General features: G+C 59.1%; 19 protein-coding genes. 11 read left to right on the top strand and 8 right to left on the bottom strand.

Annotated elements, in window-relative coordinates; genetic code table 11:
- Positions 1-82: 82 nt before the first annotated feature.
- Positions 83-760: a TetR/AcrR family transcriptional regulator gene (locus tag ACQZ5Y_RS16630; RefSeq protein WP_174051458.1), complete on the bottom strand. Its 678-nt coding sequence runs from the start codon at positions 758-760 to the stop codon at positions 83-85.
- A 167-nt stretch (positions 761-927) separates the two neighbouring features.
- Between ACQZ5Y_RS16630 and ACQZ5Y_RS16625 the strand changes: the two genes are divergently transcribed.
- The 9 genes from ACQZ5Y_RS16625 to ACQZ5Y_RS16585 all read left to right on the top strand — a co-directional run bounded on the left by ACQZ5Y_RS16625 (position 928) and on the right by ACQZ5Y_RS16585 (position 8,963).
- Positions 928-1,845, top strand: a complete 918-nt coding sequence (locus ACQZ5Y_RS16625; protein ID WP_211380952.1) for a polysaccharide deacetylase family protein — start codon at positions 928-930, stop codon at positions 1,843-1,845.
- Positions 1,845-2,774 (top strand): polysaccharide deacetylase family protein, encoded by a 930-nt coding sequence (locus ACQZ5Y_RS16620; protein WP_174051460.1) that lies wholly within the window; start codon positions 1,845-1,847, stop codon positions 2,772-2,774. The genes ACQZ5Y_RS16625 and ACQZ5Y_RS16620 overlap by 1 nt, the downstream gene beginning before the upstream one ends.
- A gap of 36 nt (positions 2,775-2,810) precedes the next feature.
- Complete coding sequence (locus tag ACQZ5Y_RS16615; RefSeq protein WP_174051462.1) at positions 2,811-4,232, top strand: MFS transporter; 1,422 nt, start codon at positions 2,811-2,813, stop codon at positions 4,230-4,232.
- A 5-nt stretch (positions 4,233-4,237) separates the two neighbouring features.
- Positions 4,238-5,713, top strand: coding sequence for an amidase (locus ACQZ5Y_RS16610; RefSeq protein WP_174051464.1), 1,476 nt, complete (start codon positions 4,238-4,240; stop codon positions 5,711-5,713).
- 5 nt (positions 5,714-5,718) lie between these two features.
- On the top strand, positions 5,719-5,919 hold the full coding sequence (locus ACQZ5Y_RS16605; protein WP_174051466.1) for a hypothetical protein: 201 nt from the start codon (positions 5,719-5,721) through the stop codon (positions 5,917-5,919).
- 82 nt (positions 5,920-6,001) lie between these two features.
- Entirely contained in the window at positions 6,002-6,835 is an 834-nt protein-coding gene (locus tag ACQZ5Y_RS16600; protein WP_174060396.1) for a transporter substrate-binding domain-containing protein, read from the top strand.
- Positions 6,836-6,864: 29 nt separating this feature from the next.
- The gene (locus ACQZ5Y_RS16595) at positions 6,865-7,611 is read left to right on the top strand and encodes an amino acid ABC transporter ATP-binding protein (protein ID WP_111801285.1); all 747 of its coding nucleotides are present in this window, start codon (positions 6,865-6,867) and stop codon (positions 7,609-7,611) included.
- A gap of 3 nt (positions 7,612-7,614) precedes the next feature.
- Positions 7,615-8,298 (top strand): amino acid ABC transporter permease, encoded by a 684-nt coding sequence (locus ACQZ5Y_RS16590; protein ID WP_080802978.1) that lies wholly within the window; start codon positions 7,615-7,617, stop codon positions 8,296-8,298.
- Positions 8,295-8,963 (top strand): amino acid ABC transporter permease, encoded by a 669-nt coding sequence (locus ACQZ5Y_RS16585; protein ID WP_112402998.1) that lies wholly within the window; start codon positions 8,295-8,297, stop codon positions 8,961-8,963. The genes ACQZ5Y_RS16590 and ACQZ5Y_RS16585 overlap by 4 nt, the downstream gene beginning before the upstream one ends.
- A 385-nt stretch (positions 8,964-9,348) precedes the next feature.
- On the opposite strand, the gene ACQZ5Y_RS16580 is transcribed toward ACQZ5Y_RS16585, so the two are convergent.
- Complete coding sequence (locus ACQZ5Y_RS16580) at positions 9,349-10,098, bottom strand: pirin family protein (protein ID WP_174051470.1); 750 nt, start codon at positions 10,096-10,098, stop codon at positions 9,349-9,351.
- Between the two features lie 67 nt (positions 10,099-10,165).
- Complete coding sequence (locus ACQZ5Y_RS16575) at positions 10,166-10,741, bottom strand: isochorismatase family protein (protein WP_174051472.1); 576 nt, start codon at positions 10,739-10,741, stop codon at positions 10,166-10,168.
- A gap of 138 nt (positions 10,742-10,879) precedes the next feature.
- Here ACQZ5Y_RS16575 and ACQZ5Y_RS16570 point away from each other — a divergent pair, with 138 nt between their 5' ends.
- The gene (locus ACQZ5Y_RS16570) at positions 10,880-11,761 is read left to right on the top strand and encodes a LysR family transcriptional regulator (protein ID WP_174051474.1); all 882 of its coding nucleotides are present in this window, start codon (positions 10,880-10,882) and stop codon (positions 11,759-11,761) included.
- 13 nt (positions 11,762-11,774) lie between these two features.
- On the opposite strand, the gene ACQZ5Y_RS16565 is transcribed toward ACQZ5Y_RS16570, so the two are convergent.
- Positions 11,775-12,104 carry a winged helix-turn-helix transcriptional regulator gene (locus ACQZ5Y_RS16565; protein ID WP_112402995.1) on the bottom strand — a complete coding sequence of 110 codons (330 nt, stop codon included), beginning with the start codon at positions 12,102-12,104 and terminating at the stop codon, positions 11,775-11,777.
- 108 nt (positions 12,105-12,212) lie between these two features.
- On the opposite strand from ACQZ5Y_RS16565, the gene ACQZ5Y_RS16560 reads away from it, so the two are divergent.
- On the top strand, positions 12,213-13,199 hold the full coding sequence (locus ACQZ5Y_RS16560) for an NADPH:quinone reductase (RefSeq protein WP_174051476.1): 987 nt from the start codon (positions 12,213-12,215) through the stop codon (positions 13,197-13,199).
- Between the two features lie 19 nt (positions 13,200-13,218).
- Here ACQZ5Y_RS16560 and ACQZ5Y_RS16555 read toward each other — a convergent pair whose 3' ends face one another.
- From ACQZ5Y_RS16555 to ACQZ5Y_RS16540, 4 genes are all read right to left on the bottom strand, one after another.
- Entirely contained in the window at positions 13,219-14,109 is an 891-nt protein-coding gene (locus ACQZ5Y_RS16555) for a LysR family transcriptional regulator (protein ID WP_003517041.1), read from the bottom strand.
- A 77-nt stretch (positions 14,110-14,186) separates the two neighbouring features.
- Positions 14,187-14,495, bottom strand: a complete 309-nt coding sequence (locus ACQZ5Y_RS16550) for a hypothetical protein (protein WP_174051478.1) — start codon at positions 14,493-14,495, stop codon at positions 14,187-14,189.
- 28 nt (positions 14,496-14,523) lie between these two features.
- On the bottom strand, positions 14,524-14,988 hold the full coding sequence (locus tag ACQZ5Y_RS16545; RefSeq protein WP_174051480.1) for a nuclear transport factor 2 family protein: 465 nt from the start codon (positions 14,986-14,988) through the stop codon (positions 14,524-14,526).
- A 68-nt stretch (positions 14,989-15,056) separates the two neighbouring features.
- Complete coding sequence (locus ACQZ5Y_RS16540; RefSeq protein ID WP_025591651.1) at positions 15,057-15,605, bottom strand: carboxymuconolactone decarboxylase family protein; 549 nt, start codon at positions 15,603-15,605, stop codon at positions 15,057-15,059.
- Positions 15,606-15,682 lie beyond the last annotated feature (77 nt).

The following is a 15,682-nucleotide window of genomic DNA, read 5'->3' as shown; positions in this document are numbered from 1 at the left end:
TAAGCATGCCGTTGGGAAGCGAGTGGACGCGAAGCTTGTTTGTAATGTAGTCGCCGACACTGCCCGCTTATATTTTGGAATCTCAGAGAGGCTTGCCGAACCCACGCAGAATAACTGCAATCACTCTCTCAACCGCGCTTTTACCAAGCTCAAATCTGGGCGTTTGCGGCAGGGTTTCACCGGGGGAGAGCATCAGCTGTTCAAACCGACGCGAGACAGGATCAAGGTTTGCCAAAAGATGGACCGACGTGCCGCGTGCGAACTCGTAATTCCAGATGACATCTTCCAGATCGAGCTCGGGAAAGGTTTTCTGCATCGCTTTGATAAAGCGATGCGCCGCATGGCTGTTGATGTTGAAATTGTTGTATCCGGCGCGGGCATCGACGCGCATCTGGAAAACGTTCCGGACGTAAAGGCTTCCGCCGTCGCTGGACCGGGAAGCGGTCAGGATGGGCTCGATCAGAGCCTCGAGGATCTGGCGGGGCGTAAGAGCCGCTTCGCCTGCCGCCTGTTCCATTTCGGTGAGGCGCGATAGGCGCTGCTGGTTTACGTCGCCGGTGATCTCCTGCGTTGCGAGACGGACAAGTGCATCCTTCGACTGAAAGTAATAATTGACCGCTGCCGTGTTGGCACCAGACGCCTCGGTAATATCGCGCACGGTCGTGCCCTTGGGGCCTTTGCGCGCAACGAGTTCCTTGGCAGCACTCAGGATCGCATCGCGTGTTTCACTCCGGCGCGTTGTTGCGTCTTCCTCTTCCATGGAGGTCTCCATCCCTGTCTTGCCTGTTTTCTTTGGTTACGATGCTCTACCGAAAAAAACAGACTTGCACCAGCAGATGTTTGAATATAATGTTCAAAACAAATGTTTCAATTATGTGTTTGACAATGACATATCGTGAATGAAGCTGGGAACGTGACGGGAACGACATGATGCAAGCAAACGTCGATACGGGACAGTATCGGTATGCGCCGATGCGGGGCAGGCCCAAGATTGCCCTGCCGGACGGTGCGCGCCTCGCCTTCTGGCTGGCGCCGAACATCGAGCACTACGAATGGCAGCCACCGGTCAATCCCAATCGCTTTCCGTTCCGTACCCTGCCGGACGTCCTGTACTATTCCTCGCGCGATTATGGTAATCGCATCGGCTTCCGCCGTATTGCGGACGAGATGGCCAAGCGCGACATTCGTGGATCGGTTTCGCTTTCGGTGGCCGTATGCGACCATTATCCTGATATCATCAAGCGCTGCAACGATCTGGGCTGGGAACTTTTCAGCCATGGGGTCTACAACAGCCGCTACTTCTACGGCATGACGCCTGACGAGCAGCGCCAGGTCGTCATCGATTCCCGCGAGACACTGGCGAAGGTCGGTCAGCGGCTGGACGGCTGGCTGACGCCGGCCATTACGCCAAGCCTCGAGACCCAGGAAATTCTGGCGCAGGAAGGTATTCGCTATACCCTCGACTACTTCCATGACGACCAGCCGATGCCGCTCAACTTGAAAAGCGGCAAGCTTATTTCGCTGCCCTATTCCATCGAGATGAACGACATTCCGATGGCGGCCTGGAACAATAACTCGGTGGACGAAATGTTCGCGTCACTGAAGGCGCAGTTCGACCGGCTTTATATCGAAGGTGCCGACAGCGCCCGCGTAATGTGCTTTGCGATCCACCCACTGGTGCTCGGGCATCCGCATCGCATCGATGCCTTTGCCGAATTCCTCGACTACGTCAAATCGCATGATCAGGTCTGGTATCCGACGGCGCGCGAAATCGCCGACTGGTATTACGAGCACCACTACGACCAGATGTCCGCGTGGCTGTCCGGGCTTGAGGGAGAGCAATGATGATCCGACCAACCGGGCCCGCCTATCTCGAAACGCCGCTTCGCCGTCACCGTCAGATGGATCACGACTTCTACGCCTGGCGCGACACCTGGAGCGAGCGCAGGCTTCAATGGTCTGGCGACACCACGCTCGGCGTCTGGATTCAGATCGCCGTCGAGTGGTTTCCGCTCAACATCTCCGGCAAGCCTTTTCTGCCGGTCGGTGCGCCGAACCGGGCATGGCCGGACACACAGACCTACACCCAGCGCGATTACGGTCACCGGGTCGGTATCTACCGGATGATGGATGCACTGAAGGCAAGGGGACTGACAGCAAGCGCCTTCCTCAATGCCCGTGTCGCACAGCGTTACCCGATCCTGATGCGCGAAATTCTCGGTGAGGGGTGGGAAATCGTAGCGGCGAGCCTTGATGCCGGTTCGATCCACCACGAAGGGCTGGATGAAAAGACGGAAGCCGCGATGATTGCCGAAACGCTCACCATTTTCGATGGTTTCGGCGTAACACCTGTTGCATGGCATTCACCATCCTGGTCGCAATCGACGCGCACGCCGCGCCTCTTGGTCGAAGCCGGCGTGACGGCGATGGCAGACTGGGTCAATGACGAGGTGCCTTATCGTTTCGACACCGGTGCCGGCGAGATCATTGCGCTGCCCTCGACGATGGAGCTTTCCGACCGTGAAATGCTCGCTGTTCGAAAGCAGCCTCTGCAGGATGTGGAACGCAGCTTCATAGCGGCCGCCAGGCGTTTGACTAACGAAGCAAAGGAAAGCGGGCACGGCCGTCTGCTTACGATCAACCTTTCGCCCTGGATCATGGGGCAACCCTACAGGATTGCCGCTTTCGAGCGGATACTCGACCAGATTTTCGCGATCGAGGGTGCCAAGAGCGTCACCGTTCCCGAAATAATCGAGGCAACGATTGGGCTTTAGCGCCTGAGCGTTACCTCACGCACCGGATAGACCCAGATGGTTTCAACGCCTCGCCTTTCAGGGGAGCGCAGCCTCATGCTGCTTTCCCTTTCGATCTCGGCCGCCTTCCTGATCGAAGGGCTCGACAGCACGATCATGGTATCGGCAATCCCGGCGATTGCGGCCGACTTCGGCATTGAGCCTCTGCGCGTCAATCTGGCGCTCTCGATCTATCTCGTGACGCTGGCGGCCGTGATCCCGGCAAGCGCATGGCTGGCTGATCGTTTTGGTGCGAAACGTATCTTCCTGTGGGCGATGGGCGCATTCATGCTGATGTCGGTGGGCGCGGCGCTGGCGCAGGACCTTGCGACGCTTGTCGCGATGCGCGCCTTGCAGGCGGTGGCCGGGGCGCTAATGACGCCGATCGGCAGGTTACTTCTCATTCGAGCGGCACCGAAGGATCAACTGGCCTCGGCCATTGCCTGGATGTCGACGCCGGCACTTGTCGGTCCAGTGCTCGGGCCGCTGATCGGTGGCTATGTGGTAACCTACCTTTCCTGGCAGTGGATCTTTTTTGTGAAGATGCCCTTCGGCATTCTCGGCATGATTTTCGCAGCGCGTTTGCTGCCACGCGACGAGCCCGGGGAACGCTATAATTTCGACCTCTGGGGTTTCGTGGCCTGTGCCGTGTTTCTCGGCGCGGTACAGCTGCTGCTCGACCAGCTGGTTCATGTCTTCCTGCCGATCTCCGCGATCCTTGTCATGATTGCAATCCTGCCGGTCTGCGCTTTGTTCTACGCCCGCCATATGGCGAGGCGTGAAGCGCCAGCGCTTGACCTCACGTTATTGAAGCTGCGTCTGTTCCGGGTGGGCTTCTTCGGCGGGGGACTTTCGCGCCTTGGCTTCAATGCCTTGCCTTTCCTTTTCCAGCTGCAATTGCAGATCGGTTTTGGCTGGAGCGCGGCGGATGCCGGCTGGGTTGTCTTCATCGTTGCCGCAAGCGCGATTGCACTCAAACCCATGATGCGGCGCGTGCTGGCGAAATTCGGTTTCAAGGTAACGCTGTTTGGTAACGCCATGCTGGGTGCGGTGACCATTGCGCTGATCGGCTGGATCGGACCGGACACACCACTCGCGATCACGGTCTGCGTCGTCTTCCTGTTTGGCGTCATGCGCTCTCTTCAGTTCAACACGACCAACGCGCTTCTCTTCGCCGATATTCCCAGGACGAGGCAAAGCGCGAGTACCTCGCTTGGCGGTGTCGGCCAGCAATTGTCGATGGGATTGGGCATCTCCGTTGCGGCGGTACTGGTGGCGCAGATCCAGGCAATGGGCGTGACAATACCGGCGGATGCCATCTCGGCCTCCATTTTCGTCGTTGCCGGATTAACCGCTTTGTCCGGCATTTTTTTCCTCGGATTACAACATGCCGATGGCGCTGACGTAAGCCGCCACAAAGCATACAGTGCAAGGAGCTGACGCTCATGAAGGCTACAGAAAACACAGAAGCAACGGCAAAGGCAGGCATCGGACTTGCCGGCCTTTCGGTGGCAGAGGCAGGGCGGCAAATTGGGAGCGGCGAGATCACGCCATCGGCTTTGTTGGAAGCCGTATTTGCCCGCATCGATGCGGTCGACGGCGTGATCTATTCCTATCTGCGCATGGATCGAGACGCTGCGCGCGAGAACGCCGTCGCATCGGACGAGCGGGCCGCAAGCGGGACGCTGCTCGGCCCGCTTGACGGCATTCCCTTCGCGGTTAAGGACAACATCTACACCGCGGGCATGGAAACGACCGGCGGCTCACGTGTGCCGCAGAGCCACGATCCCGACATGACAGCCACGCTGGTAACGCGGCTGAAAGCGGCTGGCGCCATTCTCGTGGGAAAGCTGAATACCTGGGAATACGGCACAGGGACCGGTGCCGTACATTTCGATCTTGATGCACCGCCAAGCCGTAACCCCTGGAATACCGCGCATTTTACCGGTGGATCGTCGACAGGTTCCGCTGCGGCTGTCGCGGCGGGCACCGCACTGTTTTCAATCGGTACCGATACGGGCGGTTCGGTGCGCCTGCCAGCCGCAGCCTGCGGTCTCGTCGGGCTGAAGGCTACCTTCGGTCGCATCAGCCGTCATGGCGTCATGCCGAATTGCTGGAGTTTCGACACGCCAGGTCCACTGGCGCTCAGCACCGAAGACACGGCACTCATCTATGATGTGATTGCCGGTTTTGACGAGGCCGATCCCGTCAGCCTTTCCTTGCCGGTTGAGCCGACACTGCCGGGTCTGAAGGATGGCGTAAAAGATCTGAAGATCGGGTTCGTCCGCAATCTCGATCCGGGTGGCGTAGCGCCGGAGCCGGCTATTCTCGATGCTCTTGCCAAAAGCGCGGCGATGTTTGCCGCACTGGGCGCTGAGGTGGTCGAAATCGACCTGCCGATTGCGCCATCCGAATATCGCTCGATCGCCATGCCGATCAACCGGGCGGAGAGCTTTTCCATTCATGAGCGCGACTATCTCGAGCATCGGCATCTTATGGGCCGTTCGCTGCGCGAAAAGCTCGAAATGGGCATGTATCTGAGGGCTGCCGACTACCTTGCCGCCCTGCGCCAGAGGCGTGCGCTCGTTGCCCGCACTGATGAGATTTTCGCGAAGGTCGATGTGCTTTTGCTACCGATGACCTATCGGGTGGCGCCGCCCATTCACGACAATCCGGCGGTCATTTCCTATACGGCAGGTTCTGCCGGTAGCCCGTTCTCGCTGTCCGGCCATCCGGCGCTGGCGCTGCCTGCTGGGTTTTCGCCGGAGGGCCTGCCGCTGTCTGTACAGCTGGCGGCCGGGTTCAGGAACGAAGCGCTGCTGATGCGCGCGGCGTGGGCGCTCGAACAGGTTCTGACCCCCAACCCGATGCGGGCAGAGCCACAGCATGTTCTTTCAATCGCCACCAGGGCAGAAGGGTAAGTCGCATGTCACAGGATACCAAGGATTTGCGCCTTGCCGTTCAGGTGCTGTGGAGAGGTTGCGGCGAGACGGCCCCGACCGGCGATGAACTGGCCGCGGCCGCGATCACGTTCGGCAAGGCTCTTGAAGTGGGACGCATGATCCCGCGCGTCACGGATAAAACCCTCGAGCCGCTGGTTGGACCGCGCCGCGATCTGGAAGTCTAAAAATAATAAAAATGAATGAAACATCCATTTGAAATGTTCATTCGAATTCTGTAGCCTGATTAAAATATAAAGGGGAACGACCATGAAAAAAATCTACGACATCATTGCCCTGCTCGCCGTTGCGGCTGGGCCCGCCTTTGCCCAGGAACCGTTGAAGAGTGCACTCGACGGCAATGCACCACCCTTCGCCCAACCGAAGATGGACGGTTCCATCGAAGGTCTGACCGTCGATATGACGAACGAGATTTCCAAGCGCCTCGGCCGCAAGATTACAATCGACGCCATGGCATTTTCGGCGCTGATTCCGGCCCTGCAGGCGGGCACCTACGACATGCTGTCGGTTCCGATGACGGTAACGAAGGAACGCTCCGACATCTTTCTGCTGACGGAAGGTATCTGGTCTGCCGATCTCGCCTTCGTGACCAAAAAGGATGCGCCGGCGCTGAAGAGCTATGACCAGCTGAAGGGCAAGGTCATTGCCGCCAACAAGGGCAACGCCGACGAGAAGTGGGCGCGCGAGAAGGCCGGCGAAATCGGCTGGACGATCGAGTCCTATGCATCGCTCAGCGATGCCGCGCAGGCCGTTCAGGCAGGGCGCGCGGATGCGGCGATCATGAACGTGCCGACTGCGTTGACCTTCGCCAAGCGGAACCCGGCACTGAAGGCTGCCGACCTGAAGGAAACCACCGGCCGCTACTTCGCTTACACGATCCCCAAGTCCTCGCCAGAACTGCGTAAGCAGATCGAAACCGTCATTGAGTGCATCAAGTCGGATGGCACGGCAGCATCGCTTTATGAAAAATGGCTTGGCGTGAAGCCTGATGCCGGATCGCTGGAAGTGACCCCGCAAGCCGGTTTCGGCCCGGTCGGCCTCGGCAATTACGATGCGACGCCGCACGAATTGTCGTGCAACTGAAACAGACTGACTGATTAAGGCCTAGAACCATGTCGCAATCGATCGCGCAGCCCATGCTCGACATTCATGCTCTGTATAAGTCCTTCAACGGCGTGAATGTTCTCAACAACATCAACCTGCGCGTCATGCCGGGTGAGCTGGTGTTCTTGATCGGACCCTCGGGGTCTGGAAAATCCACTCTTCTGCGGTGCTGCAACAGGCTGGAGGAGCCGACGGACGGCGCGATCATTGTCGACGGAATCAATATCACCGCCGTGGCGACAGACATCAACAACATGCGCCAGCGCATCGGCATGGTGTTCCAGCAGTTCAATCTTTACCCGCACATGACAGCCGAACAGAATGTGATGCTGGCATTGCAGAGGGTGCAGAAGAAATCCACGAACGAGGCGCGGGAAATCGCGCGCCGTGAATTGACCCGTGTGGGTCTCGGCGCCCGCCTGACGCATTACCCATCGCAGCTTTCCGGCGGCCAACAGCAGCGCGTCGCTATCGCGAGGGCGCTTGCGCTTGGGCCGAAGGTCATGCTTCTCGACGAGCCAACCTCGGCGCTTGATCCGCAACTCGTCGCCGAAATTCTGCAGGCGATGATGGATATGAAAAAAGAAGGCATGACCATGCTGGTGGTCAGTCACGAGATGCGCTTTGCCCGCGAGGCTGCGGACCGGGTCGCCTTCATGGAGGCGGGGCAGATCGTCGAGATCGGAACGCCCGCCGAAATTCTGGCGCGTGGCGCGGAAAGCCGCGCTTTCCAATTTCTCTCGCACGGACACTGAGCGATGGATATCACCGGTCTCGTCGATCTCTTCTTCAACGGGGCGGTCGCGCAAACATATCTGCCCGATCTGCTGCGTGGCGCTTGGATTACGATCTATCTGTCGCTGGCGATCGTAATCGCCGGGCTCCTGTCCGGACTTGCGTTGGCGCTGATCCGTCTTGTGTCGAACAAGGCTGTCGTGTGGGTCCTGCGCCTTTTCGTCGACTGTTTTAGAGCTGTTCCGCCGCTCTCGGTCGTGCTGCTGCTTTATTTCGGCTTGCCAAGTGTCGGTATCAGCCTTTCTGCATCTTGGGTACTCTGGCTGACGCTTTCTCTCATACTTGCGTCCTTCGCCGAGGAGATTTTCTGGGCGGGGATCTCAGCCGTCGGCCCAGGGCAATGGGAAGCCTCTCGCTCGACCGGCATGACCAATGCACAGACCCTGCGCTATGTGGTCTTGCCGCAGGCCATGCGGCTTTGCATCCCGCCGCTGACCAACCGTGCACTGGCCATTTCCAAGAATACGGCGCTTGGAACAGCAATCGGCATGCCAGAGCTTTTGAACGAAGCGCAGACCGCGCTGTCCTTCTCCGGAAATGCCACGCCACTGATCATGGCGGCGATCCTTTACCTGATCATCTTCATGCCGCTGATGGCTTTGGCAGGCGGCCTTGAAAAACGTATGGCCTGGGGGACGCGGACATGACCGATCTGATCGAACAATTCTTCAATCTCGACATCATGAGCCAGGCGCTACCCTATCTCGTCTCCGGCCTGATGATCACCCTCGTGCTCACGGCCGTGCTGGCACCCGTCGGTTTCGGTATCGGCCTTGGGTTAGCGCTGATGTCTGAAGCGCGCTCGCCGGTGCTGCGCTGGATTGTCAGGACATGGGTTAACGTCTTTCGCACCATGCCGCCGCTGGTGCTCATCATCGTCACCTTCTCCGCCCTGCCGTTTCTAGGCGTCAGGCTGCCTGCGATCTTGTGCGCGATCATTGCACTGTTGCTTAACAACACGGCTTATTATTGCGAGATCATTCGAGCGGGCCTCGGTTCGGTGTCGCGGGGGCAAATGGAAGCTGCCCGCTCCACCGGCCTTGGATACACAGATTCCCTTCGTTATGTCGTGCTGCCGCAAGCATTGCGCAACGTGCTGCCGGATCTTGCATCCAATACGATCGAGGTTGTAAAAGCGACTTCACTAGCCTCGATTGTTGGTGTTCACGACCTTCTATATTCGGCCAGCACCATACGGTCCGTGACTTTCAACACCTCGTCGCTGACGCTGGCGGCGATAATCTATCTCATAATCCTTTTACCAGCAGTTCGGCTTTCAGGCCGGCTGGAACGGAAGCCGCAAACGGTTTAGAGCTCCAACCCACTGCCAGGTCTATCCGACGACCGTACGCTGGAGTGGGCCATGCTTCTATAGGGCAGCAGACGAGGTGAAGCCCCTTTGCCCTGCGTCATTTCGTTCGATTGAGATCGATGCCTGTCTACCGGGTAGGCGAGGACGCCACGGTCTTCGTGATCCGCATCAGCGATCGCTATGAAGATTGGGAGGGTAGCGACGATTAGCCAGAACTGCTCTTCCGTTCATCCACGATGGCCACGGAAGGCGCTGGCGATGATATCGACCTAATGGTGCCCTTTGCTATGCATAAAAACACCATCGGTGGGAGACACCGAAACGTTGAAAGAGACTTGGCGCGAGAAAGCCCCTGGTTCACGTTTGCGCCGCTCGAGCAACGACTTCAGCGGCCCCGTTTCTGGTTGCCGCTGAACATGCCGCCGCGAAATACCTGGACGTCGGTATCGAACGAGAACAAGACGATATCGGTCTCGGTCAATGCCGTTGGATGTTGTTCGAACGAGGTCACGAACACGCTCTCTCCGTCGGAGACCGTCTCGTTTCCAAATCGAATTTTCCCCTTGAAGACAAAGAGCAGGCAAGCCAACCGGGAGTTATCAGCGGTTGGCAATCTCAGCGTCGTGCCTACGCTGAGGCGCACATCAAAGACCCAGACATCGGATCTTACCGTCAATGGCGCTTTTCGTGGCCCTGCAATCAGTCTCCAGCTATCGTCACTGAATTCATCGACGAAATCATGAAACTGCACCATTGGCTCAAGATTTTGAGCGTTAGGACGCAGGAAAATCTGTAGGGCCCGGACGGGTGTTTCCCCAAGCATAAGCTCTTCATGCTGGAAGTGATGGCCGGCGTTCATCATCATGAAAAGTGTCTTGTCGAGCTTTTTCTCGTTTCCGACGGTGTCTCGGTGGAGCATCTGCCCGCCGCGCATGTAGGTCAGTATTTCGTCGTCCTTGTGCGGATGCATGCCTATGAGATGACCCGGCTGAACCTGGGCGCGGTCAATCCTGCCGATGGGACCGATCCCGCTGTCGTCGGTTGTCAGTGACAGCCCCGGATACATGATCTCGACGCCGAAGCCCTGGCCGATATTGCCGCGCATAAGTCCCGCACGGATTTTGGTGATGGTCATTGGACTGTTTCCTTCGATCTCGGGCGCGGGCGACAATCGCCCGTGCCGAACGCAGCGACTTGCGTTGTCAGTGGTAGTTCAGGATGCCGACGAGCTTCTGGCCGAGCGGGCTCGTCCAGTCGACGGCGAGTTCCGAGATGATCTGGTCGACAGTGGTGATAATTGCGCCTGCCTTTTCCATGCGCCTCAGGGCGATATCGTCGCCGTATTTGGTGTAAGAGGCGGATGCGTCCGCCGAGACCTGCACCTCGTAACCTTCGTCAAGCATCTGGAGGACCGGAAAGGTGACGCAGATTTCCGTGGTCACGCCTGCGACGAACAGCTTCTTGCGGCCGATCGCCTTGACGGCCTGGTTGAAGCCGTCGTGATGCATGGCGTTGACGATACCCGGGCGCTTGATGCGGGCTTCGAACGCCTCGGGCAGGACTTCCTTGAGTTCCGGAATCAGCGGCCCCTGGATTTGTTCTTCCATGCTGGACGTCAGGATGGTCGGGATGTTGGCGGCTTTGGCGATCCGGGCAAGCTTGAGTGCGTTCTGCTTGACCAGGTTGATGTCGTGGGAGTGGGGCCAGGCCATCGTGCCGATCTGATGGTCGATCAGCAGCATGGCGGAATTCTCGGGAGTAAAAACGTCCTTATGCATTGTCGTATTCCTTTTTGCGTTGTCGGCGGCTGTCGGGTTGGATTTAGGTCCGCTCGATGAGTGGAATTTAGCGTTGCGATAGACGGCACGGTAGCTCTAGGATGAGCCACTCTGTGGAACGGAAAATGGAACGCAATAATGGTCAGCTTCGAAGATATGCAGACTTTCGTTGAGGTTGCCGATGGCGGCGGGATCACGGTTGCGGCGCGACGTCTCGGATTGCCGAAATCCATCGTCAGCCGTCGCCTCGTTCGTCTCGAGAGCGAGCTGGGCGTCCAGCTCCTCGCCCGGACCACACGAGGTGCGTCGCTGACGGAGGCTGGAGCGTCGTTTCGCGAGCATGCCGCGCGCATGTGCCTGGAAATGGAGGTTGCGCGCGAGGAGATGGCGCCGACCGGGGAGCTTCGGGGACGGCTGCGCGTCGCCGTTCCGTCATCCTTCGGTCCGCGGCATTTTGCGCCAGCGCTCGCCGAACTGGCCCGCCAGCATCCGCTCTTGCAGCTCCATGCGCACTACAGCGACCGTTACGTCGATCTGGTGGCGGAAGGCTTTGATTGCGGGATACGTGTCGGTTATCTGCAGGACTCGAACCTGATGGCGAGGAAGATCGGTGCATTCGCGGCTGGATTGTTTGCCAACCCCGAATACCTCCGGAACCATGGCGTCCCGCGAAAGCCTTCCGATCTGCTTGACCATCAGGCGATCCTGCAGGGCACCGAGAGCTGGAAGGTGTCCGATGGCAGCCGAACCATCGTCATCAATGCGCAGGGAAGGTTCAAGGCGGATAGTGCCCTTGGCATTGCCGAAGGGACGGCAGCCGGACTGGGCATCGCTGCACTGCCGGTTGTGATCGCGGAAAGCTATGTTGCCGCAGGGACGCTTGTGCCGATTATGTCGGACTACGGCCTGCCGGAGATCGGCGTTTACATCGTGCGTCCGCCAGGATCGCACGTGTCCCGGAAGGTCAGAGTGCTAATCGACTTCTTCGTGCAGCGCTTCGCGGCGAAGCCCGGTCCCTGACGCGGACGACCGGTCATGCCTTCGTGGATTGACAGCGACCCTGGAAGGAAACTCCCCAGTCGCGCATCGCCATCAGCACGGGGGCCAGCGTTTTTCCGAATTCGGTGAGGGAATATTCGACGCGCGGAGGGACCTCGGCGAAGACCTCGCGGCTCACGATCCCGTCGGCCTGGAGTTCGCGGAGCTGCATCGTGAGCGAGCGCTGGCTCGGATCGCCGACCAGGCGGCGCAGCTCTCCAAACCGGTACGGACCGTCGAGTAGACGATAGATGATCATCGGCTTCCACTTGCCGCCCGTGACATCGACGGTAACTTCTACCGGGCATTTTGGGCCAACAGCCATTCAGTTCTCCATTAGTGTACTTTTTATTCCTATAGGCAAAACTGTTGCCTACTTGCAAGTTTGGCTGTGTCACGCCCAGATGGAAGCCACATTTAGGAGAGGTGTGTTATGCGAGCTGCGTTCTACGAACGGCAAGGAACTGCGAGAGAAGTATTGACCGTTGGCGAGCTTCCCGATCCCCAGCCCGGGGCGGGGGAAGTCCGGGTCAGGATCGTGGTCTCGGGCATCAATCCTTCGGACATCAAGACGCGTGTCGGCTTCGGCGGTAAGGCCGTGCCATTTCCCAGAATCGTTCCGCATCAGGAGGGGTCGGGCGTCATCGACAGTGTCGGCCCCGGCGTGTCGCAGGAACGTATAGGCGAGCGGGTGTGGGTCTACATGGCCCAGACGGGGAGGGCGTTCGGGACGGCTGCGGAATTCGTCGTGGTGCCGTCGAGGCAGGCAGTCAGGCTGGCCGACAACGTGCCCTTCGGGGTCGGTGCGTCGTTCGGCGTCCCCGCGATGACGGCGCATCGATGCCTGTTTGCCGATACAAACCTGCGAGGTAAGCGGGTTCTCGTGCAGGGTGGCGCCGGTGCGGTCGGTAACGCCGCCATTCTTCTTGCAAAGTGGGCAGGGGCGTGGGTGGCGGCAACGGTGAGCCGCGACGAACAGGCAGACGTTGCCCGCGCAGCCGGAGCCGATCTCGTCGTCAACAGGCATGCCGGTGATGTTGCTGTGAAAATAAGGTCGGCGACCGATGGTCACGGCGTCGACCGTATTGTCGACGTGGACATCTCTGCCAACATCGACACGGCAATCGCCTGCCTTGCGCGTGACGGGGGCGTGTCGGCTTACTCCACGGGATCGCCGCAAGCCAGGCTCTCGATCCCGTTCTTTCCGGCGCTTGTTGGTGGTTTTTCTTTCCGTTTCGTCTACGTCTATACGATGCCGGAAACAGCGATGCGCGACGCCGCCGAGGAAGTCTCGGCCTGCGCGGCTTCGGGAGCCTACGTTCCCAAGATCGCCGTAACGCTCGGGCTTGATCAGATTGCCGAGGCCCATGAACTGCAGGAAAGCGGTAAGGCCATTGGCAAGATTCTGATTGGTTTTTGATCTGCCCGCTGCGCCTGGATCAGTTCAGGAGACGGTTCTCACGCAGGCGGGCAACTGCCATGTCAACGAAAGCCCGCACCTTTGCGGGTGCATTCCGACCCTCTGGATGCATGATGTGGATAGGCAGGGGCGGCTCTTCAAACTCGCTGAGCACGATCTGAAGGTCGCCCGCCATAAGGTCAGGGCCAATCTGGTAGTTCAGCACGCGCGTCAGTCCCCAGCCCTCGCGTGCGGAGGTTATGGCCGCTTCGTTGGTGTTGCACTGAAGAGCAGCGTCTATCGTCACGCGGAAATCATCGGAAAAGCGCCATTCAGGGGAGGCCCAGGCGCTGGTGGACGCCGCGATGCGATGATCCCTGAGGTCGGATGGCGTTGTCGGAATGCCATGTCGGTCAAAGTATGCCGGTGAACCACACACGACACGCCTGACGCTCCCGACCTTTATGGCGGAGAGGCCGGAGTCGGGGAGGTGACCTATGCGGACAGCGACATCGATGCCTTCATCGACAATATTGACGGGCCGGTCGATAAACAGGGTTCGCGCCTTCATGGTCGGAAATGCGTCCAGAAAGCCCGTCACGACGGGCAGCACATACATCTGCCCGAACATGACCGAAGCAGTTACGGACAGGGTGCCTGTCGGTGTAGCGTAGGAGCCTCCCGCTGCCGCCTCTGCTTCAGCAATGTCTGACAAAATCTTGCGGCAGTCCTCGAAATACCGGGCACCCGCCTCGGTCATTTTTACCGAACGGGTCGTTCGCACAAACAGGCGTGCTCCGATGATATCTTCCAGGGCTGCAACAGACCGTGTGACGGCAGGAGCACTCATGTGCATCTGGCGGGCGGTATCTGCGAAACTTTCGGTCTCCGCTACTTTCACGAAAATCCGCATTGCCTGCCAACGATCCATCCGGTCCCCCATGCCCTCGATACGGTGACCATAGTAGAATCCTGGACGACAAGACCGCAAGCCGTCCGCGGCATGGATTAGCTGCCAGCGACCTGTCGGTTGGCAGCAGCAAGGTGCTCGATTTCGACGCAGCTTCGCTCACAAAGGCCAGCGGCGCTTGCACGTGCGCGTGTGTGCTCATTGACCGCGAGTGCAAACGCTATGGCCCTCGCTATTTTCAGATCGAAGCTCAGGCCACGGCGTGCCAGATCGATTTCCGCACCCGTCAGCCCAAGCGCACGGCTATCGTCTTCCTGCTTGCGCTTCCGCGACAGGTCGCCGCTCGATGCGGTAAGAGCGAGTTCAACGGAAACTCGAACTCGCTCGTTGAGTTTGAATGGCGGCATTGACGAGGCCAACGGACCGACGCCCGGCTCAAAAGCCGAAGTCGCTGAGACCGGGATGGTCGTCAGGCCTTCGGCCGAGCGGCCAGTGAAACCTGCGGTCGGCTTCAGCGATCGGGTGTTCGTTGATGCTGGCGTGACGCACCCGCATCAGGCCGTCTTCGGCAAACTCCCAATTCTCGTTCCCGTAGGCCCGGAACCACTGGCCGCTGTCATCATGATATTCGTAGGCGTAGCGCACCGCGATCCTGTTGCCCGTGAATGCCCAGAGTTCCTTGATCAGGCGGTAGTCGAGTTCCCTGTTCCACTTGCGGCCCAGAAAGGCCTCGGCCTCAGCGCGGCTCGTTACGAATTCGGCACGGTTGCGCCAGCGAGTATCCAACGTGTAGGCGAGCGCTACCCTGGCAGGATCGCGGCTGTTCCAGCCATCTTCTGCAAGGCGGACCTTTTCGATGGCGCTCTCTTCAGTGAAAGGGGGAAGCGGGGGACGGGACATTGTGATGGCTCCAGGTTTCGTAAGGGGGAGGGAAGGATGACGGCTCTCGTGTCACCCCGTCCTGAATGTCATGCCGCAAGACGATCGATACGCGGGAAATCGATCTCGGTATCGAGGGCTTCGTTGACGTAGTTTGTAAAGGTATTGAGCGCGACATGCGCAATGATCTCGACGATTTCCGCATCGCTGTAGCCGGCGTCCCGAACTTTTACGATTTCCCCAGGTGCCACCGAGCCACGCGCGGTCGTCAGGGCGCGGGCGAATTCGACGGCTGCCGCAGCCTTGGCGTCGTTCGATGTTCCGCGGCGGTTCGAAGCGATCTCCGCTTCATCGAGCTTGGCGAACTTCGCTCCGGTGAAGGTGTGCGCGGAAAGGCAGTAGTCACAACCGTTGGCTTCGGCCATAGCCAGGGCGATCCTTTCCCGAGTGGCGGGTGCAAGCTTGCCCTTTCCGAGCGCACCCTGCAACGAGGCGAGGCCGTTGAGGGCCGCTGGGCTGTTGGAGACGAGGCGGAAGATATTCGGCACGGAGCCGATCTGCTTCTGGATGGTCTCCAGGATCGGCCGTGAGGCTTCGGGCGCCTCCTCAATCGTGGCGGGGGTAGGAATGCGTGACATGGTATTCTCCCTTTAATGGTTTTGAGAGACGTCGCTCTCTGATCCTCAAGATGATTGGTAACCGGTTGTTGTTGAAC

The organism is Agrobacterium sp. A3-95 (genome assembly GCF_053521785.1).
Note: the sequence above shows the minus strand (reverse complement) of the source record. Positions and strands in the feature narration are given on the sequence as shown.

What these genes read in the sequence shown, in the direction of transcription:
- ACQZ5Y_RS16630 (WP_174051458.1), bottom strand. Translation starts at nt 760, where the DNA reads ATGGAAGAGGAAGACGCAACAACGCGCCGGAGTGAAACACGCGATGCG.
- ACQZ5Y_RS16625 (WP_211380952.1), top strand. Translation starts at nt 928, where the DNA reads ATGATGCAAGCAAACGTCGATACGGGACAGTATCGGTATGCGCCGATG.
- ACQZ5Y_RS16620 (WP_174051460.1), top strand. Translation starts at nt 1,845, where the DNA reads ATGATCCGACCAACCGGGCCCGCCTATCTCGAAACGCCGCTTCGCCGT.
- ACQZ5Y_RS16615 (WP_174051462.1), top strand. Translation starts at nt 2,811, where the DNA reads ATGGTTTCAACGCCTCGCCTTTCAGGGGAGCGCAGCCTCATGCTGCTT.
- ACQZ5Y_RS16610 (WP_174051464.1), top strand. Translation starts at nt 4,238, where the DNA reads ATGAAGGCTACAGAAAACACAGAAGCAACGGCAAAGGCAGGCATCGGA.
- ACQZ5Y_RS16605 (WP_174051466.1), top strand. Translation starts at nt 5,719, where the DNA reads ATGTCACAGGATACCAAGGATTTGCGCCTTGCCGTTCAGGTGCTGTGG.
- ACQZ5Y_RS16600 (WP_174060396.1), top strand. Translation starts at nt 6,002, where the DNA reads ATGAAAAAAATCTACGACATCATTGCCCTGCTCGCCGTTGCGGCTGGG.
- ACQZ5Y_RS16595 (WP_111801285.1), top strand. Translation starts at nt 6,865, where the DNA reads ATGTCGCAATCGATCGCGCAGCCCATGCTCGACATTCATGCTCTGTAT.
- ACQZ5Y_RS16590 (WP_080802978.1), top strand. Translation starts at nt 7,615, where the DNA reads ATGGATATCACCGGTCTCGTCGATCTCTTCTTCAACGGGGCGGTCGCG.
- ACQZ5Y_RS16585 (WP_112402998.1), top strand. Translation starts at nt 8,295, where the DNA reads ATGACCGATCTGATCGAACAATTCTTCAATCTCGACATCATGAGCCAG.
- ACQZ5Y_RS16580 (WP_174051470.1), bottom strand. Translation starts at nt 10,098, where the DNA reads ATGACCATCACCAAAATCCGTGCGGGACTTATGCGCGGCAATATCGGC.
- ACQZ5Y_RS16575 (WP_174051472.1), bottom strand. Translation starts at nt 10,741, where the DNA reads ATGCATAAGGACGTTTTTACTCCCGAGAATTCCGCCATGCTGCTGATC.
- ACQZ5Y_RS16570 (WP_174051474.1), top strand. Translation starts at nt 10,880, where the DNA reads ATGGTCAGCTTCGAAGATATGCAGACTTTCGTTGAGGTTGCCGATGGC.
- ACQZ5Y_RS16565 (WP_112402995.1), bottom strand. Translation starts at nt 12,104, where the DNA reads ATGGCTGTTGGCCCAAAATGCCCGGTAGAAGTTACCGTCGATGTCACG.
- ACQZ5Y_RS16560 (WP_174051476.1), top strand. Translation starts at nt 12,213, where the DNA reads ATGCGAGCTGCGTTCTACGAACGGCAAGGAACTGCGAGAGAAGTATTG.
- ACQZ5Y_RS16555 (WP_003517041.1), bottom strand. Translation starts at nt 14,109, where the DNA reads ATGGATCGTTGGCAGGCAATGCGGATTTTCGTGAAAGTAGCGGAGACC.
- ACQZ5Y_RS16550 (WP_174051478.1), bottom strand. Translation starts at nt 14,495, where the DNA reads ATGCCGCCATTCAAACTCAACGAGCGAGTTCGAGTTTCCGTTGAACTC.
- ACQZ5Y_RS16545 (WP_174051480.1), bottom strand. Translation starts at nt 14,988, where the DNA reads ATGTCCCGTCCCCCGCTTCCCCCTTTCACTGAAGAGAGCGCCATCGAA.
- ACQZ5Y_RS16540 (WP_025591651.1), bottom strand. Translation starts at nt 15,605, where the DNA reads ATGTCACGCATTCCTACCCCCGCCACGATTGAGGAGGCGCCCGAAGCC.